The sequence below is a fragment of the Halomonas sp. MS1 genome (assembly GCF_024182575.1).
Lineage (GTDB): Bacteria > Pseudomonadota > Gammaproteobacteria > Pseudomonadales > Halomonadaceae > Vreelandella.
In genome coordinates this window covers 3,347,125-3,367,651 of sequence record NZ_CP098926.1, presented here as the reverse complement: position 1 = coordinate 3,367,651, position 20,527 = coordinate 3,347,125, and the positions used below count along the sequence as shown (strand labels likewise).

Annotated in this window: 20 protein-coding genes and 2 pseudogenes; 13 read left to right on the top strand and 9 right to left on the bottom strand. The window is 53.7% G+C overall.

What is annotated here, in order from left to right:
* Positions 1-709: 709 nt before the first annotated feature.
* Positions 710-1,987: an ATP-grasp domain-containing protein gene (locus NF683_RS15440; RefSeq protein ID WP_230805104.1), complete on the bottom strand. Its 1,278-nt coding sequence runs from the start codon at positions 1,985-1,987 to the stop codon at positions 710-712.
* A 533-nt stretch (positions 1,988-2,520) separates the two neighbouring features.
* Here NF683_RS15440 and NF683_RS15435 point away from each other — a divergent pair.
* The 6 genes from NF683_RS15435 to NF683_RS15410 all read left to right on the top strand — a co-directional run bounded on the left by NF683_RS15435 (position 2,521) and on the right by NF683_RS15410 (position 8,236).
* Positions 2,521-3,021, top strand: coding sequence for a cupredoxin domain-containing protein (locus NF683_RS15435; RefSeq protein WP_230805102.1), 501 nt, complete (start codon positions 2,521-2,523; stop codon positions 3,019-3,021).
* Positions 3,022-3,035: 14 nt separating this feature from the next.
* Positions 3,036-3,701 (top strand): response regulator transcription factor, encoded by a 666-nt coding sequence (locus NF683_RS15430; protein ID WP_009288249.1) that lies wholly within the window; start codon positions 3,036-3,038, stop codon positions 3,699-3,701.
* Positions 3,688-5,022, top strand: coding sequence for a sensor histidine kinase (locus tag NF683_RS15425; RefSeq protein WP_230805100.1), 1,335 nt, complete (start codon positions 3,688-3,690; stop codon positions 5,020-5,022). Before NF683_RS15430 ends, NF683_RS15425 begins: the two co-directional genes overlap by 14 nt.
* A 68-nt stretch (positions 5,023-5,090) precedes the next feature.
* The gene (locus NF683_RS15420) at positions 5,091-6,914 is read left to right on the top strand and encodes a copper resistance system multicopper oxidase (protein WP_230805098.1); all 1,824 of its coding nucleotides are present in this window, start codon (positions 5,091-5,093) and stop codon (positions 6,912-6,914) included.
* A 9-nt stretch (positions 6,915-6,923) separates the two neighbouring features.
* Positions 6,924-7,694, top strand: coding sequence for a copper resistance protein B (locus tag NF683_RS15415; protein WP_050713463.1), 771 nt, complete (start codon positions 6,924-6,926; stop codon positions 7,692-7,694).
* A gap of 131 nt (positions 7,695-7,825) precedes the next feature.
* Positions 7,826-8,236 (top strand): hypothetical protein, encoded by a 411-nt coding sequence (locus NF683_RS15410; RefSeq protein ID WP_230805096.1) that lies wholly within the window; start codon positions 7,826-7,828, stop codon positions 8,234-8,236.
* A 178-nt stretch (positions 8,237-8,414) separates the two neighbouring features.
* Here the strand turns inward: NF683_RS15410 and NF683_RS15405 are convergent.
* From NF683_RS15405 to merT, 7 genes and pseudogenes are all read right to left on the bottom strand, one after another.
* Positions 8,415-8,729, bottom strand: a pseudogene (locus NF683_RS15405) (IS30 family transposase); the annotation flags it as partial.
* Between the two features lie 95 nt (positions 8,730-8,824).
* Positions 8,825-8,959, bottom strand: a complete 135-nt coding sequence (locus NF683_RS21305) for a hypothetical protein (RefSeq protein WP_008957399.1) — start codon at positions 8,957-8,959, stop codon at positions 8,825-8,827.
* Positions 8,960-9,040: 81 nt separating this feature from the next.
* Positions 9,041-10,690, bottom strand: a complete 1,650-nt coding sequence (gene merA, locus NF683_RS15400) for a mercury(II) reductase (protein ID WP_008957401.1) — start codon at positions 10,688-10,690, stop codon at positions 9,041-9,043.
* The gene (gene merF / locus NF683_RS15395; protein ID WP_008957402.1) at positions 10,683-10,928 is read right to left on the bottom strand and encodes a mercury resistance system transport protein MerF; all 246 of its coding nucleotides are present in this window, start codon (positions 10,926-10,928) and stop codon (positions 10,683-10,685) included. Before merF (NF683_RS15395) ends, merA begins: the two co-directional genes overlap by 8 nt.
* A gap of 73 nt (positions 10,929-11,001) precedes the next feature.
* Positions 11,002-11,259 (bottom strand): mercury resistance system transport protein MerF, encoded by a 258-nt coding sequence (gene merF / locus NF683_RS15390; protein WP_008957403.1) that lies wholly within the window; start codon positions 11,257-11,259, stop codon positions 11,002-11,004.
* Positions 11,260-11,261: 2 nt separating this feature from the next.
* Complete coding sequence (merP, locus tag NF683_RS15385; protein ID WP_006911918.1) at positions 11,262-11,558, bottom strand: mercury resistance system periplasmic binding protein MerP; 297 nt, start codon at positions 11,556-11,558, stop codon at positions 11,262-11,264.
* Positions 11,559-11,571: 13 nt separating this feature from the next.
* On the bottom strand, positions 11,572-11,922 hold the full coding sequence (gene merT, locus NF683_RS15380; protein WP_008957404.1) for a mercuric ion transporter MerT: 351 nt from the start codon (positions 11,920-11,922) through the stop codon (positions 11,572-11,574).
* Positions 11,923-11,995: 73 nt separating this feature from the next.
* Here merT and merR point away from each other — a divergent pair, with 73 nt between their 5' ends.
* Together merR and NF683_RS15370 are read left to right on the top strand one after the other, a co-directional pair.
* Positions 11,996-12,442 carry an Hg(II)-responsive transcriptional regulator gene (gene merR / locus NF683_RS15375; protein WP_006911920.1) on the top strand — a complete coding sequence of 149 codons (447 nt, stop codon included), beginning with the start codon at positions 11,996-11,998 and terminating at the stop codon, positions 12,440-12,442.
* Between the two features lie 78 nt (positions 12,443-12,520).
* Positions 12,521-13,822 carry an ISL3 family transposase gene (locus NF683_RS15370; protein ID WP_253920405.1) on the top strand — a complete coding sequence of 434 codons (1,302 nt, stop codon included), beginning with the start codon at positions 12,521-12,523 and terminating at the stop codon, positions 13,820-13,822.
* A 49-nt stretch (positions 13,823-13,871) separates the two neighbouring features.
* On the opposite strand, the pseudogene NF683_RS15365 reads toward NF683_RS15370, so the two are convergent.
* Positions 13,872-14,582, bottom strand: a pseudogene (locus tag NF683_RS15365) (IS30 family transposase); the annotation flags it as partial.
* A 989-nt stretch (positions 14,583-15,571) separates the two neighbouring features.
* On the opposite strand from NF683_RS15365, the gene NF683_RS15360 reads away from it, so the two are divergent.
* From NF683_RS15360 to NF683_RS15340, 5 genes are all read left to right on the top strand, one after another.
* Positions 15,572-15,778, top strand: a complete 207-nt coding sequence (locus tag NF683_RS15360; protein WP_153844206.1) for a DUF2933 domain-containing protein — start codon at positions 15,572-15,574, stop codon at positions 15,776-15,778.
* A 40-nt stretch (positions 15,779-15,818) separates the two neighbouring features.
* A complete protein-coding gene (locus tag NF683_RS15355; protein ID WP_022522184.1) occupies positions 15,819-16,163 on the top strand; it encodes a hypothetical protein in 345 nt (114 codons plus the stop codon).
* Between the two features lie 220 nt (positions 16,164-16,383).
* Positions 16,384-17,721 carry an APC family permease gene (locus NF683_RS15350; protein ID WP_008958468.1) on the top strand — a complete coding sequence of 446 codons (1,338 nt, stop codon included), beginning with the start codon at positions 16,384-16,386 and terminating at the stop codon, positions 17,719-17,721.
* A 27-nt stretch (positions 17,722-17,748) separates the two neighbouring features.
* Positions 17,749-18,207 carry a hypothetical protein gene (locus NF683_RS15345; protein WP_008958467.1) on the top strand — a complete coding sequence of 153 codons (459 nt, stop codon included), beginning with the start codon at positions 17,749-17,751 and terminating at the stop codon, positions 18,205-18,207.
* Complete coding sequence (locus NF683_RS15340; protein ID WP_008958466.1) at positions 18,200-20,512, top strand: heavy metal translocating P-type ATPase; 2,313 nt, start codon at positions 18,200-18,202, stop codon at positions 20,510-20,512. The genes NF683_RS15345 and NF683_RS15340 overlap by 8 nt, the downstream gene beginning before the upstream one ends.
* The last annotated feature ends 15 nt before the right edge of the window (positions 20,513-20,527 follow it).

The following is a 20,527-nucleotide window of genomic DNA, read 5'->3' as shown; positions in this document are numbered from 1 at the left end:
TGCAGTGTTGACTCTATTCATGAGGAGACCCTTCCTGACATTATTAGGATTGTATTTCCATAATGCACTATTCGTTATCTAGCGCGGATAGTAACGCGACCGATACCTTGGCGATCAAACGACACGGACCCGCACCATCATGTTCAGGGTCTGACATCACACGATCTGTGCGTTAGCACACACGTATATGATGGAATCTGAAAAACTGGCTACCGGATTGAGGATATGTGCTTCACCACAGCCGATCGACTCACCATCGGCATTATGCTCGGCTACATCGTATCCGGACTGATCATTCTTAGGCATCAGTTCCCGGCTGCCTTGCTAGCAACGGTTCTTTACTGATCATTTATTAGTTCTGGTCGACCGGTCGATTCCACCGCCTCGACTGGGTCAGCGACGCGACATGGTTTCTATATGAAGGCCATCGCTCGGCTAGGTGGCTATCTATATCGCTCCAGAGATACCCCTTTAAGGGCAGCCTTCATTGACGAGGTTTCATCCGCGTAGCTGATAATATTGTAAGTTTCCAGGCTTTAAATCCAAATGCAGGAAAAACTTGCGCGCAATTGAAAGGTTGCTGGGAGCAATTTCCGAATAACTAATCGCGGGCCGAAGTGAGGCGATCGCCTTGCAAGATGAGTTCCACGCCCTATCACGATAATCGCATAAGTTGTGGGACAAACTCTTTAGATCATATTTTTGATAACTAATCTTTCATGAGAAGCACAGGTGCGAATCCCCCACCTGGCGTACGGAAATTGGTCGTCTGTCCTCGATAAAGTCTCGCTGCGGCCATTAACAGTGTGCCGCGATAGGTATACAGTCTAACGTCGACCTTGAGATTTTTACGCTGTCCATCGACCAGAACGAGGCGTTCGGAGGGAGGCACATGGGCCTGGGCAATATAGTCGCTTTCCAAGATTTGGCTGAATGTTTTTTTGGTGAGTTTACTTCCCCGGTACACTCCCTTACTTCCGTGGCCTGCGACAGGTTTGAAGAACCACTGCCGTCGCTGTTGCCAAAGGGTATCAGCATTATCAGCGCTGACCTGTAAGGTACGGGGAATACAAGAGCGAAGTAATTCGGCATTTTGAGCGCTCAACCCCCAAGCCATAAGCGTCGCGGGATCTGATAACACAGCCAAGTTGCGTTTGTCCGCGAACAATGCGTGTGCATGGGGATTTGGGGTTATGACTGCGCCTCCGTCCAACCAGGCAGAGTGTAAGGCGGAGTTTCCGGGTGCTTCGAGCCCAAAATCCACTAAGCGATTGTAAACCATATCTACTCGCTTACCGCCGCTGTATAGCATGCCTGACTCATACCGAAGGTCGCCAGGCGAGAGGATGAGAGCATCAATGCCATGACGCCGTAATAACTGCTGGGCAAGTTTGAATTCAGGATAGAGGTATTGCCCCATAGGCTGATCATCAACGATAGCTATCCTCTCCAGACGTCCATTGCCACGCTGGGCACGCCATTCGCTCTCGAACTGGGCTATCACTTTAGCCTCGAAGTCGGCAGACCCGGCCGCACTTTTAGCATCACCACAACACTGCAGTTGGGCCCGTACCAGGATCGCGTTAAGAAATGCACCTCCGGCATTGGTATTGATTTCGATGAGGCGAGGCCCGTCCTCGCCGAGATGGAAATCATAGCCCATGAAGACACCTACTGGGCCGGGGTTTAACTGTGCACTTTGCGGGGCCCAAGACAGTACTTGTCGCTGATAGTCGGGAAGAGCGGCGGCGTTTTCTATGGCCTGAACAGTGGCCCTCATCTGCTCCAGAACCTGAGATGGGACAAAGACAGCGACATTCGAGAAAAGTTGATGCCAGGTCGAACGGATAAAGGCCTCATCGGCATCGTCGCCCAACTGGTCGATAAGACTTTGGGTGGCTGCTCGTCGGTCTAGAGTGATACAGGTGCAGTGCTGGTTCAGCCTTTCTGCTTCTCTCATCCCTGGGGAGCCACTGGTCTTTTGCAAGAGCTGTCCTCTGGTTTTTTCACGCTGATCTAGATCAAACTGGCCAGCATCGGCTGGTCATTGAGTTCATGAGGGCGATATTTAACGAGCTACACCTTCTGCTGATAGATCAACGTCGATGATGAGCGCTCATGGTGCTTGTACGCTCGCATTAACATCTTGTGGCAAAACTTTCAGGAAATGTAGACACAAGGGTTAATATAGATGAAGTGGAAAGCCGACGTCCGGTCATAGCGATAAAAGTAACTAGCGCTACCATCATCATCAACAAGGGGCAACTATTTTCTACCGACAATGATGCGCAGTGATGACCAAGAGCATCCCTGCTGCCGACATCGGCAACTGAACAAATTTCACTATTAAGCGGAAGATGCTGTATTGAATTAAAAAAGGTCCCGAAATAAGGCCTTGCGCTTGCAAGTTTTCGTGATAGCTACTTATCCGGCAGGTCATATTTTTACTGTAGGTTCAGGCTCGTTTCAGGTTAACACCGTATAAAGAATGGGTGACAATAACCTCTGAGGTAAATGACCATGCGCTACACTCTTTTAACAACGTCTTTGTTTGCCCTTTCATTAAGTCTGATCACGGGCGCGGCGCTGGCTGCACCCGGCCACGGCGGTGGTGGCAATAACCTAACCGAGGCTGACGTTGACCGCACGATCAGCCTTGATGCTGGCGATATGTGGTTCGACCCTGAAACGCTAGAAATGGCGGCGGGTGAAATTGTTAAATTTGAAATCACCAACACCGGCAATTTAGAACATGAGTTTGTGATTGGTAGCAAAGAAGCCCAAGAAGAACATCGTCAAATGATGCTAAACATGGCCAACGGCGGAGGCCACGATATGTCGAATATGTCACACGGCGGCGGTCACGATATGGCCAGCATGGACATGGCAGGTGTCACCATTGCGCCTGGTGAAACCGGGACTTTATTATGGAGTGTCCCTGACAATGTTAACGAGCTAGAGTATGCCTGTAACATTCCTGGTCATTATGAATCCGGCATGTACGGTAATTTTTCTCTCTAATCTGACGCAGACCCATGAAACTGTTGCTACTCGAAGATGATGATTTGTTAGCAGAAAGCTTGGCAGAGAGTCTCAAGGACAACGGTTACCTGGTTGATTTGGCCGCTTCATTGAAAGCGGCCAAGTCGCTGATGGCAACCGAGGATTATGAGCTGGCTATTTTAGATGTCGGTTTGCCCGATGGGTCGGGGTTAGATCTTCTCGCTCATTGGCGCAAGCAGAAGCGCAGTACGCCTATTTTGATTTTGACGGCGCGCGATACCTGGGAAGATAAAGTTATCGGACTTGAAACCGGAGCCGATGACTATCTCACCAAGCCTTTCCACGAAGCCGAACTTATGGCTCGCCTGAAGGCCTTGTTGCGTAGGCAGTCTGGTCAGTTATCTCATGTGATTACGCTTAACGGTGTCTCGTTGGATGAGGCGGGTCAACGCGTGTGCTTAGAAGGAGAAACGTGGCGTTCGCTAACAGCAACGGAGTTTCGATTACTGCGCTACTTAATGCTTCATCCAGACCGTATTCACTCGAAAGATCAGCTACTAGAGCAGCTCTACGCCTTGGATCAGGACGCTGCCGCACCTAACTTGGTGGAAGTCTACATCGCTCGTCTGCGCCGTTATCTCGGTAAATCAGTCATTCAAACGCGACGTGGTCAGGGGTATTTCTTTGCTTCACATTGATAGACGCAGTTTACGCATTCGGCTACTCGCATGGTTAGGCGGCGTCGCGCTACTGGTGGTGGTCACCACGTGGCTATTGCACGGGATCTTTTTACAGAGCCTGGCAAGGGATTTTTTAGGTGAACGCTTACAACGTGAAGCAAACCACGCGGTCGCGCAGCTAGAGCAAGACCAAACGACTGTACCGACTGCGCTCGACTCGGTTAGCCAAGGCTATCAAGTCTTTCATCATCTCTACGTACTCCGTTTCAATGGCTCGGTCAGCGCTTCTGACCCGCAATGGCAGCAACAGCTGGCTCCGTTGCTAGATGAGAGCGGCGATGCCCTAATAGATGTGAATCGCGGAACACAGCACATGCTCGTCTATCGCCGCCATTTTGAGTGGCAGGGCACGCAGGGTGTGCTATTGGTGGGCGAGGATTTTTCCCAAGTAGAAGCAGGGCTTGCAGCTTTGCACTGGTGGGTTGGTGGGATCGCCGCCGTGCTTTTAGGGATGCTCATCATACTCAACATGCTAGCGGTTAACCGTGGACTCATACCACTCTGGCAACTGCGCCAACAACTTGAAGCATTGCGATCAGGCAAACGTGATCGCTTGTCATTAGTAGCCCCTTCGGAGCTAGATGAATTAGTCGACCAGTTGAACTGGTTCATGGACGACATTGATCTTCGTCTGAAGCGCTCGCGAGAATCGGTCGCCAACCTATCACACGCATTAAAAACCCCGCTGGCAGCAATTACCCAAGTACTGCGCGGCAATCGGCCCATTGATGAAAACCGACGGCATAAACTGCTCAGTCGTATTGAAGATATTAACGCTCAGTTAGCTGCAGAGCTGCGTCGTTCGCGTATTGCAGGGCCTAACGCGGGTCGAATGGCGAACGTCACGCGAGATAGTTCACGGCTCATCGAGATGTTCCGTAGTCTTTACCCTGAGCGCATTTTCAACCTTACCCACTCGGCACACGAGAAAGACCAAGTGCCTATTGAGGCTCACGACTTTTCTGAAATATTAGGCATCGTGCTCGATAACGCTGGCAAATGGTCGAATAGGTGCGTTAATTGCGATATTGCCGTCTCCACTACCACACTCACGCTCACCACTGATGATGACGGTTTCGGCGTTGCAGAAGAAGATCTTTCGCGCTTGGGAGAGCGTGGCACACGATTGGATGAACGCCGTCCCGGCTACGGCTTAGGCCTGTCGATTCTTGCGCAGTTAATTGCCCGCTACTCAGGGCACTCGCGCTTTGAGCGTAGTCCACTGGGTGGACTGCGCGTTACGGTTACGTTGCCTCTTGCAGTTGAAGTGGTCAATTAATCACTATTCAGCTTTGATTCAGCTTCTTCCATCAAGATGGTGCTATTCACCATTGACGGGAGTTACACATGGCACGCTCAAGCATCATTTCTCACCCGCTTTCTCGCCGGCAGGTCCTAAAAGGCGGCGCTGCCCTAGGAATAGGTTCCGCTGCGGCAATGGGATTAACCCCCGCCTGGGCAAACCCCTGGGGCCGTACCAACGTCTATGCTCAGGGCGTTGAAGAAGGGCCCGAGGTATCGCTGGCGATCCGCCGTGAATCGTTGCCTATTGACGGACAAGAAGCCCAACCAATTACCATTAACGGTACCAGTCCTGCCCCGCTGATTCGTTTGAAAGAAGGTCAAGACGCAGTACTGCGTGTCACCAACCTGCTGGACGAGCCCACCTCCATCCACTGGCATGGTCTCATTCTACCGCCGGAAATGGATGGTGTGCCTGGCGTTAGCTTTGCAGGTATCGCCCCTGGTGAAACCTTTACCTACCGTTTTCCCGTCCGTCAGAACGGTACCTACTGGTACCACAGCCACTCCGGCTTGCAGGAACAGCTCGGCCACGCCGGGCCGTTGATAATTGACGCCGCCGAGCGCGAACCCATCCGCTATGACCGTGAGCATGTGCTACTGCTCACCGACTGGACCTTTGAAGACCCGATGTCGGTGTTCCGTAATCTGAAAACCATGGAAGGCTATTACAACTTCCAAGAGCGCACGATTGCTGACTTCTTTGCCGATGTTCGTAACAACGGTTTTGCTCAGACCGCTGAAATGCGCGGCATGTGGGCTCAAATGCGCATGAGCTCGAGGGATATCGCCGATGTCACCGGTAGTACTTATACTTATCTTCTCAACGGCTATTCTCCTCAAGAAAACTGGAATGCCTTGTTCAAAGCTGGTGAGCGGATACGACTACGCGTGATTAACGGCTCAGCCATGTCTTTTTTCGATGTTCGTATACCTGGCCTGAAGATGACCGTGGTGGCCGCTGATGGACAACCGGTGCAACCCGTTCCTGTTGATGAGTTCCGTATTGGCGTGGCTGAAACCTACGATGTGCTGGTTTCACCTGAAGACGACCGGGCATACACCATCTTCGCCGAAGCCATGGATCGGAGCGGCTATGCACGCGCCACGCTAGCTCCACGTGAAGGCATGCAGGCGGAGATTCCTGAACGCCGTCAAATTGCAGACCGCGGTATGGAAGCCATGGGTGCCCACGGTATGGGCGGTATGGATCACTCCAACATGGCGGGGATGGATCACTCTGGCATGTCCAACATGTCGGGGATGGATCATTCCAGCATGGCTGGGATGGATCACTCCGGTATGTCCAACATGCAAGGCATGGATCACTCTACTATGGGGGGGATGGCAGCCGAGCAGGCCAAAATAGGCGCAAATGGTTTGCTTCTCGCCGGTGAAGCTCAGCCGGGCTCTCGCTATAACCAGGCGGGAATCGGCATTGATCCTGACGAACGACGCGTATTGGTTTACCGGGATCTCAAAGCGTTCACACCATGGCCTGATCGCCGTGAGCCAGGCCGTGAGCTTGAGCTGCACCTGACCGGCAATATGGAGCGTTATATGTGGTCGTTCGACGGTAAGAAGTTTAGCGAAGTGACCGGCCCTATTCATTTTGAGAAAGATGAGCGGCTGCGCCTAATTCTGATTAACGACACCATGATGGAGCATCCTATTCACCTCCACGGTATGTGGATGGAGCTAGAAAACGGCCAAGGGGAATTGATACCACGCAAACACACCCTAAATGTGAAGCCCGGTGAGCGCGTATCTGCGTTGATCACCGCAGATGCAGAGGGCAGTTGGGCGTTCCACTGCCACCTTCTCTATCACATGGATGCTGGCATGTTCCGCGTTGTTCAAGTTTCTTAAGGAGGCAGTATGAAAATTAAGCGCTACTTAACCCTCGCCAGCGCCGCCCTTGGCATGGCCGCCGCCACGACCGCTCAAGCCGAAGATGGCTATGCGGCACCAGACAGTTGGCCAGCGCCCACTGAGGAACATAATATGGGTATGGCACTGTTTGATCGGCTCGAATATAGCGTGCCTGATAAAGGCCCAGAAGCCGTGGTATGGGACTTTCAAGGCTGGTACGGCGGCGATATCAACCGCATTTACCTAAAGTCAGAAGGCGAAAATGTCCAGGGCGACGGCGAAGATGCTGAGTTTGAGTCTTTGGAACTACTCTATAGTCGTTTAGTGGCTGATTTTTGGGAGTTACAGGGGGGGATCGGTTATCAAGGCGGTGTTTTCTCCGATGATCACGCTGAACGCACCTATGGGGTTGTCGGCCTGCAAGGCGTAATGCCCTACGGCATTGAAACCGACGTGGCATTACAAGTGAGTGAAGATGGCGACGTGGCCGCCAGTTTTGAAGGCGAATACGATCTGCGCCTGACTCAGCGGCTCTACCTACAGCCGCGCACCGAAATTGCCGTGGCCGCCAGTGAAGTTGAAGAATTTGGCGTGGGCGAAGGCCTTAACTCGGTTCGTGCTGGCCTACGGCTAGGCTACGAAGTGACCCGACGCTTCGCCCCCTACATCGGTGCCTATTGGGAGAAAGAATACGGCGACACTGCAGATCTCTCCCGAGCCAGTGGCGACAACACTGAAGATACTGGAGTTGTTGCCGGTGTTAAACTAATGTTCTAACGACTCTGGCAGTGTGTAACTTTTAACGTCACCAAATGGTGGCGTTTTTTATTATTTTTATTTTTATATTCAGCTTCATTTCAAAAACCCCAGCTAATATAACCATGTAACCAACCACTGGAGTAGTTATCATGAAAGTTAAATCAATTCTCTTTGGAGCGCTTGTAGCTAGCATTCTTTCAACGCCTGCATTGGCTAACTATGGGACGATCATCCAAGATCTGCCACTACTTGAAAGAGGCGTCTCTTCTACACAATTGCTGGCCCAAGGCCAATCAAAGCGTTTCAATATTAACATTCAACAAGCGACTACGCTGAAGATAGCAAGTGAGCACTTCCCAGGCGCAACCAGCACTGGCAACCGCATTTCAGCTGTTCTTTATAATGAGGCGGGACAGCAGGTAGCAGAAGCTTCCAGCCCACGGGGGCACTTCGAACTTGTTCGTCAGCTGCAACCGGGTAATTATCAGCTTGAGGTAACAGGAAGATCAAGGGGAGGCAGTGATGATAACCGTTATTATGAACTACATGTCGCCTATTGATATCCTTTAGTCTTGACATGAATTAAGAAGGTCAGCCATGAGCTGACCTTTTTTATGAAAAACTAGTATCTCGGCAAACAAATTCAGCTTTAATTCAGGAATTTTCGCTAACTTTATAGTGCCGCAATCGGCGTAAAAACAAGACAATTGGCGGATGCAGACTCTGAGTGCAACACACTCATTGGATGGTTGATGGGCTTTCATGGTACTTGGCCATCAGCTCGCTCATCACCTCTATCGGACATTTAAATCCAAAGCGTTTTCGAGGTCGCATATTCAGCTCAAAGGCAATGGCGTCCAGCTCTTCCTGGCTATGTGCTGAAAGGTCCGTTCCTTTCGGTAAATATTGACGGATAAGACCATTGATATTCTCATTGGCCCCACGTTGCCAGGGGCTGTGGGGATCGCAAAAATAAATCGCAACGCCCGTTTCTTGAGTGATTTTTGCATGCTGTGCCATTTCACGCCCCTGATCATAGGTCATGCTTTTTCGGGTATCCGGATTATCTGGTTGGTATGCGAGAGAGAAAGGTGGCCGACAAACTCAACCCACAACGGATTAGCTGGTTGATGGCTCGCTCAGTACGCTCACTTGCTAGAGAGCAGATACTTCACCAAACAGGCGATGCCCAGGACCAGTAGCAATAGTAGGGCAATTCCGATCACTGGCATTATCCAGCCCATCGCCCCCATCATCCCGCAATCTGGTAGTGTCGTGTTCATCGTGACAGGGCTCCCTGTGGTGTCCATGCCCAAAACCCGTGGTGCCGCCGCCCAGTGGCACCACGGTCGCGCTCATATCGTTCACCCGGCACAGCAGGACAACTGCGTCACATCCTTGGTGAAAGTCTGGGCACAGAGCTTGAGCCCTTCCACCATGGTCAGGTAGGGAAACAGCTCATTGGCGATGTCGTGTACGGTCATGCGTGCGCGTAGCGCCATCACCGCCGTCTGGATCAGCTCACCGGCTTCCCCCGCCACCGCCTGCACCCCCAGCAACCGGCCCGAGTCGCGTTCGGCCACCAGCTTGATGAAACCACCGGTGTCGAAATTCACCAGCGCACGCGGCACGTTTTCCAGGTCCAGCTCACGGGTATCGACGCTGAAGCCTTGCTCGATGGCCTCGGCTTCCGTCAGGCCGACGGTGGCCACCTGGGGGTCGGTGAAGATCACCGCCGGCATGGCGCTCAGGTCCAGGGTGGCTTCGCCCCCGGTCATGTTGACGGCAGCCCGGCTGCCCCCGGCGGCGGCGACATAGACGAACTCCGGCTGATCGGTGCAGTCACCGGCGGCATAGAGCCCCGGCACCGTGGTGTGCAGATGCTCATCGACCAGAATAGCCCCATGTGCGGTTTCCACGCCGAGGCTCGCCAGGTTCAGGGCCTCGGTATTGGGTGTCCGTCCGGTGGCCACCAGCAGTTGATCCGCCCGCAAGGTGCCGGCGTTGGTGTCGACAATGAATTCATTGTCGGTGTAGTCCACACGGCTCGCCTGGGTCTGCTTGAGGACCTCGATGCCCTCGCGGCGAAACGCCGCCTCCACCGCATCCCCTACCGCCGGGTCTTCCTGGGAGAGCAGGCGGCTGCGGGCCAGCACCGTGACCCGGCTGCCCAGCCTGGCGAAGGCCTGGGCCAGTTCCAGGGCCACCACCGAGGCGCCGATCACAATCAGCCGCTCGGGAAGAGTGTCCAGGGCCAGAGCACTGGTAGAGGTCAGGTAGGGGGTGTCGGCAAGACCCGGGATCGGCGGTACTGCCGGTCGGGCGCCAGTACCGATGAAGGCGCGGTCGAAGTGGACGACCTGCTCGCCGCCCTCGTTCAGCTTGACCATCAGGCTATGGGCATCGATAAACCGGGCCTCGCCGTGCAGGACAGTGATGGCCGGGTGGTCGCGCAGAATCCCCTCGTACTTGGCGTCACGCAGTTCCTCGACACGTCGCTGCTGCTGCTCGAGCAGCTTGGCCCGATCCACCACCGGCGCCTGGGCGCTCAGGCCTGCATCGAAGGGACTTTCCGTACGCAAGTGGGCAATATGGGCCGCGCGAATCATGATCTTCGAAGGCACACAGCCTGTATTGACACAGGTACCGCCGACGGTGCCGCGTTCGATCAGGGTGATCCGGGCGCCGCGCTCGGCGGCCTTCAGGGCCGCCGCCATGGCGGCGCCGCCGCTGCCGATCACCGCGATGTGCGGGGCGTCTTCATCACGGCCCTTGGACACCGATGCGCCTGCCGGGGAAGTGGGCCCACTGTTGGCCAGTCGAGCTTGGTAGCCAAGTCGGGTCACGGCAAACGTCAACGCCGAGGCCGGTGTCCCCGGATCAACGGCTACCGATGCCGTCCTCTGAGGATAGGATACCTCCACCGACTGCACGCCGGGCAGCTTCTCCAAGGCTTCCCTGACATGATCCGCACAGCGGTCACAGGTCATGCCGCTCACGTTGAGTTCAATCATCACGTTTCTCCGAGTCTTCATTAGTAAAGCCGGCATCCTGCTTCCGCTTGTGGTATCGCGCGTAGAGAGGTAAGCCGATGACGATGGCCAGGACGGCAAACAGCAGGTAATCGAGATAGCCTGCCAACGCGGCCAGGCCCGCCGTACCGAATAGCACCAGGGCGATTGGCCCGGCGCAACACAGCACCATCAACCCGGTGCCAAGCACGACGCTTATAAATTTCTGCGAATCTTTCACGCTTATTCCTTCACCGTGACGGACAAGCTCGTAAACAACTCACCCGATGACCGCGATGTGCAGCTGCTTGATGTCACTCAGGGGGCGTATTCCTTGATTTGATAGAGCCGTTGTCACAACAGGCGTCGAACTGCTTCTTACGCCAAATCGCATAAATGGTCAGGCCGATGAAGAAGGCCAGGGCCGGCAATAACACAACGTCGAGATAGCCCGTCAGCGCCGCCAGGCCCACCGTGCCAAGCAGGATCACCAGGATCGGCGTAAAGCAGCACAATGCCACCAGGACGGTGCCGATCACGCTCACGCGCAGCAGGGTCTTGGGATTCTTCATGATCACTCTCGATCCGCTTGCGAGGATGTCGGGGTTGATGGATACCCAGCGTTGGTGGTGGCCTCGGTCAATGCCTCCACCGACGTTCGGGCGTCGTCAAAGGTGACCACGGCCTCGAGATCCGCGTAGCTCACGTCGACTTGCGAGACGCCGTCCACCTTGTTGAGGGCGGCCTTGACGGTGATCGGGCAGGCGGCACAGGTCATGCCCGGCACCGACAGCTTCACGGTCTGCAAGGCCGCTAAGGCGGGCGTGCTGAGCAGGGCGAGTAGCGCGATGAAGGCGAAACGAGCTTTCATGGTAGATCTCCTTTTAATAGAACAAGGGCAAGACGTAGGGGAATACCAGGGCGATTAGCACCAGCAGCGATACGAGCCAGAAGATCGCCTTGTAGCCCGTCCTGACCCGTGGCACGGCACACACCTCTCCCGGCTGGCACTTTTCCACTGGCCGAAAGACGCGACGCCAGGCGAAGAACATCGCCACCAGCGCGACGCCGATAAAGAGCGGGCGATAGGGCTCCAGCGACGCCAGATTGCTGATCCAGGCGCCGGAAACGCCCAGCGTGATCAGAACCAGCGGGCCGAGGCAACACGCCGAGGCCAGGAGGGCCGCGACTCCTCCGGCGGCCAGGGGCCCTCGCCCCGTTTTAGGTGTCCGCATTGACGATTCTCCTTTCGGGATGGGGGGAGCTACGATAAGGTTACTTCCGTAGCTTGGTACGGAGTCAAGCATCATGAAGAGACATGCAGATAAAGTGGCGGACACCATGACCATTGGCGGCCTGGCCAAGGCGGCCGGCGTCAATGTCGAGACAATCCGCTATTACCAGCGACGAGGGCTATTATCGGAGCCCGAACGACCTCCCGGAGGTATTCGACGCTATAGTGCCGCCGATATCGACAGGTTGACGTTCGTGAAAACGGCGCAGCAGCTGGGCTTTAGTCTGGATGAGATCAGTGACCTACTTCGGCTGGAAGATGGTGCCCACTGTCAAGAAGCCAGTGCTCTCGCAGAGCACAAGTTAGGGGACGTTCGCGAGAAGATCGACAGGCTTGAAAGAATTGAGAAGGTGCTGAGCGAAATGGTCGACCGATGCCATGCACAACAAGGCAATATCACTTGCCCGCTAATTGCGTCATTGCATGAAGGGCTCAGAGAAGCAGAAGACCCAAGGGAGTAAATCACCTTCAGTTCGTAGAAAACAACGCGGTCAAAGAGTCGCAATCATCTATGGACCATGTCGACAAGGAAAGTTTGCATGACCAGCTTGCCTGACAACATCCTGCACCTTCCCGAGTACCACGTCCTAGCCACCAAGATGGAAGAGCATGATCTCCACTACCAGGTCGAAGCTCCTGAGCCTCTAGCTTGCGAGGAATGCGGCGTTGAGAGTGAGTTTGTCAGGTTCGGCAAGCGCGATGTGGCCTATCGCGACCTACCCATCCACGGAAGGCGGGTCACCCTCTGGGTGGTCCGTCGCCGCTACACCTGCCGGGCGTGTGGAAGGACGTTCCGGCCAGCTCTTCCGGAAATGGTAGACGATCACCGCATGACGCGGAGGCTTTACAACCACGTCGAGAAGGAAGCCTTCAATCACCCCTACGCCTACGTGGCTGATACCACGGGCCTCGACGAGAAGACTGTCCGCGAGATATTCAAGAAGAAGGCTGAGTTCCTGGCAGCCTGGCATCGTTTCGAGACACCCCGCTGCCTGGGGATCGACGAGCTGTACCTGAACCGCCGCTACCGCTGCATCCTGACCAACCTGGAGGAGCGTACCCTACTGGACCTGCTGCCCGGTCGCCAGCAGGACGCGGTGACGAGGCGCCTCATGAGCATGACCGAGCGCCACCAGGTCGAGATCGTCAGCATGGATATGTGGAAACCCTACCGCCGTGCTGTCCAGGCGGTACTGCCGCAGGCTCGCATTGTGGTCGATAAGTTCCATGTGGTGCGGATGGCCAACGAAGCCCTGGAGAAGGTGCGTAAGGGACTCAGGAAGGATCTGAAGCCAAACCAGCGGCGGACCCTCAAGGGCGATAGGAAGATCCTGCTGAAGCGTGCCCACGACGTTTCAGATCGCGAGCGGCTTATCATGGAGACATGGACAGGGGCCTTCCCTCAGCTCCTGGCGGCCTACGAGCACAAGGAGCGGTTCTACCACATCTGGGACAGCACCACCCGGCGTGATGCCGAAAAGGCGCTGGCCCGCTGGATTGACGACATTCCACAGGGGCAGAAAGAGGTGTGGAAGGATCTCGTCAGCGCCGTCAGCGGATGGCGCGAGGAGGTGCTGGCCTACTTCGAAACCGACACCCCAATCACCAACGCCTTCACGGAGTCGATCAATCGGCTGGCCAAGGACAAGAACCGCGATGGCCGGGGCTACTCATTCGAGGTGATGCGGGCCCGGATGCTCTACACCACCAAGCACAAGAAGAAGGTGCCGCAGATCAAGGAATCCCCCTTCCTGGGCAAGGCCACCATGACCTACAGCATGGGTCTTCCCGAGCCTGAGAAAAACTACGGCGTCGATCTATCAACCTTCTGGGAGAGTTAAGGGTTCGAAGGAGCAAGGGGGCTCCATCTACCACTTAATCCGGATACCCGCTTTTTCGAGCGGTGGCCGGCATTCGGTTCAGGGCGGCACTAAAACCTGCTACGGCGGATGTGGCGGTGGCGTCGTCCATTTTTGCGAGGACCAGATAGCCACTGCTAAGCTCTACCAAGGTGCCTACCGCGGACGCGTTATTCTTACCTTTGATCAGATCGCCTTCCCAGTGGCCGGGCATTTCACGCTTACTGACCTCGGGCGGACGTAAGTGAATGCTGACCATGTCAGGGATCTGTCCACGTCGATCCACTTCGCCACGGCGAGGCTTGCGTGTGGTTTTACCTTGTCGCAAGCAGTGAATCAGTTCCTTGCGAAGGTGGCCAACAGGCAAGGCATAAATGGCCGTGTAGATGGTCTCTCGGCAGACGTAGGCATCGCGCAAATTAGGTAGTTTCATCGTCTTGAGCTTGCCGCTAATTTGTTCGGGAGACAAGCGTCGCCGCAACATATGCACGATGAGATCAAACCGCTCGGTGCCTGGCAAAAGCTTACGCGCAGGACGACAGACCTCTCGACGCTTTTCTCGCTGACGTTGGGCATACCGGGCGCAGTAACCGTTCTGGGCCATTTGGTTACGGCGTATTTCACGAGAGATGGTTGAAGGAGCTCGCCCCAGGAGCTGGGCAATATGCCGAAGGCTCATCCCTTGGGCTTGACCCACTTGGATGCTGGCACGTTCTTCAATACTGAGTTCGAGGTAAGACATGGGACAACACCTTAGCGAAATGCTCAGGTGTTGCACTCAGTTTCTGCGGCCAAGGTTAATAAACAACTAAGAGGTTCATAACGGTGACAACGACCCACTCCAGCGCTCGCGCTTATGGTTGCAAACAGGAGAGTACATATGTCCGTTTGGCTTGTAGATCGTTGACCTGCTCGTGCACATGGGCCTTAGGTGAACGTAAACCTGCTGACTTCGCGATAAGAGATTGACGCGTTTACAGAGCAGGAACATGTCGATACGATTTCCCAGGGATATCTGGGCTATGAACGTATTGGCGGCTATGAAGAGCTTCATGAGCACCTGGGAGTTAGCGTTTCAGACCCTAATGCGACCACCTATCGCCCTGTGCTGGCAATTTTTGCCACTGCGTTACTCATCGATTTTTCTGCCAGTTGGGAGGTTCAGTGCATAATATTCACTGCACGCGTGCTAGAGTATGCCGTAGCCACAGCGATCATACCCCCGGGTCTGCAAAAGCTGCAGGGCGTAGCGAGCTTTAGCGCCATGTTTCTCAACTATGACCTGCACGCCCAGCGCCAAGTCCCCTTCAGTTACGTTTACCTTCACGCCTAGATACTTCCGAAGCTACTAATTGCTGGCCGATACGCTTATCTGGCTGGCTGCGCCACTGGCGCTATTCGTTGGCACCGTGTGACAGGTTCTGTCTTTAAAGCGATATACCTCGATAAACGTGAGCTCAAGTGCGCCTGTGTCGGCAACAGTAATACCCATTAAGCTTTGTATCGCTCACCGAAAACCTAATGATGATGGGAATGAGGCTATGGATACCGCTTGGGTAATTATCGCCTACTTTTTGCGAGGCGCTTGATCAGGATCATATTTCCCTCCGATGCTGTTCAGGTTGCGTTCAGACAAATCATCCATGCTGTTATTGGGGTTATTTATTTGATTTTTCCCAAACCAACGGCCTTAACTGCTGTTGGCTCTTTGGGCGAGTTACTGAGGTGATTATGAGTAACAGTACAAGTAGTCGTTTGCTGATGTTGTGGGTGCCACTTGCTGGGTTTGTCATTTGGGCGGGATACCTGATTGGAACCGAGCACCGTCTCCACCTATTTCAGTTCTTACCTTTCCTCTTTTTGGCAGCATGCCCACTGATGCATATTTTCATGCATAAACACCACGGCGGTCATAAGAACAAAATAGACAAGGACTGAACCACTCTATATATACATGTACGCGCCTGGGAGAAAGACCATGAAAACGACACAACAAGAGCACCGCTTGGGTGTTTCCAAAAACACACTGGTGACTCGGAATTTAAAAATCAAGCCTAGTAAATCCAAACGCATTGAAGAAGCGCTGTCAGATATCGACCGACTCTATGGAATGGATAAGGTGGTCTACAACGAGAAAAACCGAAATATCAGCCTTGCTTACGATGCGCTGAGGCTCTGCATCGATGACGTTGAAAAAATTCTCAAGCTCCATGACATACAGGTCAGCGCTGATCGGTGGAACCGCTTTAAGAAGGAGTATTACCGTTTCGTCGATCAGAACGTTAAAGACAACGCTAAACAGGAACCTTGGAGCTGTCATTAATAGTCATAACGGCTACATGACACAACCAGGAGCAAGACTAGCTAGTTTAGGGTAAGAGCTGCTTGCCTGTGGCCTCGCAAAATCAGACCTTCCGTTAGTCATTTGCCATGTGGCTGCACATAGGTTCTATATTTAATTTATATAGCATCAAAAAACACCGCACAGGAGTCCTCGGCAGTTATTGCTGCTGTGGTTGCCGTTAATACAAGGAGTCGCTTTCATGGTTGGGCAGGATAGAACGCCACAATATAAAGAAAACAGTCTTTCGTTGGTCGGTGCCGTTGCATTAGGCACCGGCGTGATGATTGGGGCCGGTATTTTTGCGCTAACCGGCCAAATGGCCGAAATGACTGGTCGGCTATTTCCTCTAGCCTTTCTGGCCGCTGCCGTCATTGTCTCTTTCAGCGCTTATTCTTACGTTAAAATGTCCAATACCTTCCCATCAGCAGGTGGGATTGGCATGTATTTACAGAAAGCGTATGGCCCGACGCTTCCCACCGCCTTTCATGCCCTCCTGATGTATTTTTCCATGGTGATCGCACAGAGTTTTTTGGCGAGAACGTTTGGTTCCTACACGCTTGAGTTGTTTGACCTGGGGGATCGTTCACTATTTGTGCCCCTACTCGGGGTTGGTTTACTGCTAATAGCCTTTTTGATCAATTTATCCGCCAACCGCTTGATCGAGACCGTCGCCTCGGTGCTCGGATTTATCAAAATAGGTGGCATTATAGTGTTTGGTATTGTCGGCGTGTTTATTGCCGACTCCATCGAAATGGGTGCTGGCAACGATGCACCTACGCCTACGATAACGGGCTTTTTAGGTGCTACGGCGCTCGGCATACTGGCATTTAAAGGCTTCACGACGATTACCAATAGTGGTTCGGAGCTTAAAGATCCTAAGCGGAATCTTGGCAAAGCTATCACGATCTCGATTGCGCTATGCGTGGTGATCTATGCCCTTGTCGGTTTTGCCGTTGCCAGCAACCTATCTTTGCCTGAAATTATCGAAACCCAAGACTACTCCCTGGCCGCCGCTGCCCGTCCCGCACTGGGTGAAGCGGCAGTTGCGTTTACCGTCATTCTCGCCATGTTGGCAACGGCGGGCGGTATCATCGCCAGCGTCTTTGCCGTTTCACGCATGCTCGCCATGCTGACAGAAATGAAGCTGGTTCCTCACCGCCATTTCCACATGCCCGGCAGTGTACAAAAGCATACACTGGTGTACACCATCGTATTTGGCTTAGTGCTCACCGCTTTTTTTGACCTGAGCCGCATCGCAGCATTAGGCATCATTTTCTACCTGATCATGGATATGGCCATCCACTGGGGTGTGCTTCGTCATCTCAAGGACAGAGTGGGGGCTAATCCTGTTATTCCTAGCATTGCCATACTACTAGATGCTGTCGTGTTAATCGGCTTTTTATGGGTAAAAGCCATCTCGGACCCCATGGTGCTCATCGTTGCTGGCGTAGTAATGGCTACTCTTTTACTCGGCGAATGGATTTTCCTATCCAAACGCGACGCTTCAAACGATAGCGAGCACTCTCACACTCATTAACGTTAATAGCGTTATAGGAGGTACCAAATGGACGTTAGAACCTTTGGTGAATTGATCGATTGGACCCGTCAGTTACACGAGCATCTTGCAGCTTGCCTTGCTCATTGCGCCGATATACACGAAGAAGAGCGCGCTCGCATGTTGCTCAATTACTTAGCTGCACAGGAAGCGGAAATGCAGCGCGTTGTGGCGCGCTTTGAACAGACTGCTGACGCGAAAGCATTAAAAACCTACGTTTATGACTATTTGGAGCATAAACCTATCCGTACGCATCGTACCTGCGATGCGCCCTATTCCACGCTAAGTGTTGACGACATTTGCCGAGAGGTTTTTGATTTCCATGAACAAACGATAAACCTTTATCGAACCCTCGTTGGCAAAGCGGAAATTCCTGAGGCTAAAGAGCTCTTAGATTCCCTTTTAGCACTTGAAGAGCACGAAGCCATGCGCCTTGTTCGCCAAACGGGGAGAATGAACGATGTCTGAAGACCATAACGAGACAAAGGTGAAAGACCCTGTTTGTGGCATGGACGTTGATCCCCATACCTCCCGCCACCGTGCCGATCACGCGGGTAAGACTTGGTACTTCTGCTCAGAAAAGTGTCAGGAAAAGTTTATTGCCAAGCCTGATGCGTATCTTGAGCCAAGCAAACAGTCACAAGCGTCAGTACCCTCGGGGTCTATTTATACTTGCCCGATGCACCCAGAAGTTCGACGAGAAGGCCCAGGCGACTGTCCAATCTGTGGTATGGCGCTGGAACCTGAGACCGTCTCTGCTGACACCGGCCCTTCGGACGAACTCAAGGACATGACCAGGCGTTTCTGGATCGGCCTAGTACTGACCCTCCCCGTGTTTGCCCTAGAAATGGGTGGCCACGTGTTTGGCCTTATGCATTTTATTTCCCAGCAAACCTCTAACTGGATTCAACTGCTGCTGGCAACGCCGGTAGTCGTCTGGGCAGGTTGGCCATTCTTTGTACGCGGATGGCGTTCGCTAGTGCATCGCAGCCTTAATATGTTCACGCTAATCGCGATCGGTACCGGCACCGCGTTGCTCTACAGTTTGCTGGCCACCCTCACACCGGGCATCTTTCCCGACGCCTTCCGTCAAGCCGATGGTTCGGTGGCCGTTTATTTCGAAGCAGCGGCAGTGATTGTCGTTTTAGTTTTACTGGGACAAGTATTAGAGCTACGCGCTCGTGAAAAAACCTCTGGCGCTATTCGTGCTCTGCTCGACTTGGCGCCTGCTACCGCTCGACGCCTTGATGATCAGGGCAATGAGGAAGATATCTCTCTTGACCAGGTTCAGGTAGGGGATCGTCTCCGGGTGCGCCCCGGCGATAAGGTGCCATTAGATGGCGAAGTGATGGAAGGTCGCTCCAACGTTGACGAATCCATGGTTACCGGTGAACCACTAGCGGTGAAAAAGGAAGTCGGCGATGGCGTCATTGGCGGCAGCATCAATGGTCAAGGATCCTTTGTCATGCGCGCTGACAAGGTGGGCCAGGACACGATGCTGTCGCAGATTGTGCAAATGGTCGCCAGCGCCCAGCGCAGCCGCGCACCCATTCAAGGGCTTGCCGACAAAGTCGCCAGCATCTTTGTACCCGTCGTTATTCTCATTGCTGTTGTGGCTTTCATCGCCTGGTCATTGTGGGGCCCTACCCCGCCGATGGCGTTTGGCCTTATTGCGGCGGTTAGTGTTCTGATCATTGCCTGCCCGTGCGCGCTAGGTCTTGCTACCCCCATGTCAATTATGGTCGGTGTAGGGCGCGGTGCCCAGTTAGGCGTGTTGATTCGCGATGCCGAAGCTCTTGAACGTCTAGAGAAGGTCGACACCGTCGTCGTCGACAAAACCGGCACGCTTACCGAAGGCAAACCACGAGTGACCGAGTTGATTCTCACTGAAGGCATTGCTGAATCGGAGCTTTTGCGCTTGGCAGCTAGTCTTGAGCGAGGCAGCGAGCACCCCTTGGCCCATGCAATAGTCGAAAAGGCTAAAGAGGCAGAGGTAAAATTAACAGAAGCGTTGGACTTCGAGGCTCCCAATGGCATGGGCGTTATAGGCCAGATAGATGGCAAGCGTATTGCCCTGGGCAACCGGCTATTGATGGAAAGCGAGGGCGTTAACACCCAGTCTCAAGACACACATGCCGATCAATTGCGCAGCGACGGTGCTACTGTCATCTTTGCGAGCATCGACGGGAATTTAGCTGGGCTGCTCGCCATTGCCGATCCGGTCAAGGAAACCACCGAAGAAGCCATTCGTTCACTCCAGGCTGACGGCATTCGAGTGGTGATGCTGACAGGCGATAATCGCACCTCCGCCAACGCTGTGGCACGTCGGCTAGGCATTGATGAGGTCGAAGCTGAAGTGCTTCCAGAGGATAAAGGCCGAGTGATTCAGCGTCTCCGTGATGAAGGGCGCATTGTTGTCATGGCCGGCGACGGCGTGAACGATGCACCTGCGCTGGCTACAGCGGATGTCGGCATTGCCATGGGAACCGGCACCGATGTGGCGATAGAAAGCGCTGGGGTTACTCTACTGCGAGGAGATCTTACCGGTATTGCCACGGCGCATAAGCTCTCAAAAGCCACCATGCGTAATATTCGCCAAAATCTCTTTTTTGCCTTTGCTTACAACGCGGCAGGCATCCCCATTGCCGCAGGGATTTTGTACCCCTTCACAGGTATGCTGTTATCACCGATTATCGCGGCGGCGGCGATGTCACTCTCTTCAGTGAGCGTGATTGGCAATGCTTTACGACTTAGGATGATTGCTATTAAGTAACAATATCTGGTTCTT

Coding starts and splice junctions, on each gene's coding strand:
- NF683_RS15360 (WP_153844206.1), top strand. CDS start 15,572: ATGAGTAACAGTACAAGTAGTCGTTTGCTGATGTTGTGGGTGCCACTT.
- NF683_RS21305 (WP_008957399.1), bottom strand. CDS start 8,959: ATGAACACGACACTACCAGATTGCGGGATGATGGGGGCGATGGGCTGG.
- NF683_RS15420 (WP_230805098.1), top strand. CDS start 5,091: ATGGCACGCTCAAGCATCATTTCTCACCCGCTTTCTCGCCGGCAGGTC.
- NF683_RS15430 (WP_009288249.1), top strand. CDS start 3,036: ATGAAACTGTTGCTACTCGAAGATGATGATTTGTTAGCAGAAAGCTTG.
- NF683_RS15370 (WP_253920405.1), top strand. CDS start 12,521: ATGACCAGCTTGCCTGACAACATCCTGCACCTTCCCGAGTACCACGTC.
- merR (WP_006911920.1), top strand. CDS start 11,996: ATGAAGAGACATGCAGATAAAGTGGCGGACACCATGACCATTGGCGGC.
- merT (WP_008957404.1), bottom strand. CDS start 11,922: ATGCGGACACCTAAAACGGGGCGAGGGCCCCTGGCCGCCGGAGGAGTC.
- NF683_RS15350 (WP_008958468.1), top strand. CDS start 16,384: ATGGTTGGGCAGGATAGAACGCCACAATATAAAGAAAACAGTCTTTCG.
- NF683_RS15355 (WP_022522184.1), top strand. CDS start 15,819: ATGAAAACGACACAACAAGAGCACCGCTTGGGTGTTTCCAAAAACACA.
- NF683_RS15345 (WP_008958467.1), top strand. CDS start 17,749: ATGGACGTTAGAACCTTTGGTGAATTGATCGATTGGACCCGTCAGTTA.
- NF683_RS15415 (WP_050713463.1), top strand. CDS start 6,924: ATGAAAATTAAGCGCTACTTAACCCTCGCCAGCGCCGCCCTTGGCATG.
- merF (WP_008957403.1), bottom strand. CDS start 11,259: ATGAAGAATCCCAAGACCCTGCTGCGCGTGAGCGTGATCGGCACCGTC.
- NF683_RS15410 (WP_230805096.1), top strand. CDS start 7,826: ATGAAAGTTAAATCAATTCTCTTTGGAGCGCTTGTAGCTAGCATTCTT.
- merA (WP_008957401.1), bottom strand. CDS start 10,690: ATGATTGAACTCAACGTGAGCGGCATGACCTGTGACCGCTGTGCGGAT.
- merP (WP_006911918.1), bottom strand. CDS start 11,558: ATGAAAGCTCGTTTCGCCTTCATCGCGCTACTCGCCCTGCTCAGCACG.
- NF683_RS15435 (WP_230805102.1), top strand. CDS start 2,521: ATGCGCTACACTCTTTTAACAACGTCTTTGTTTGCCCTTTCATTAAGT.
- NF683_RS15340 (WP_008958466.1), top strand. CDS start 18,200: ATGTCTGAAGACCATAACGAGACAAAGGTGAAAGACCCTGTTTGTGGC.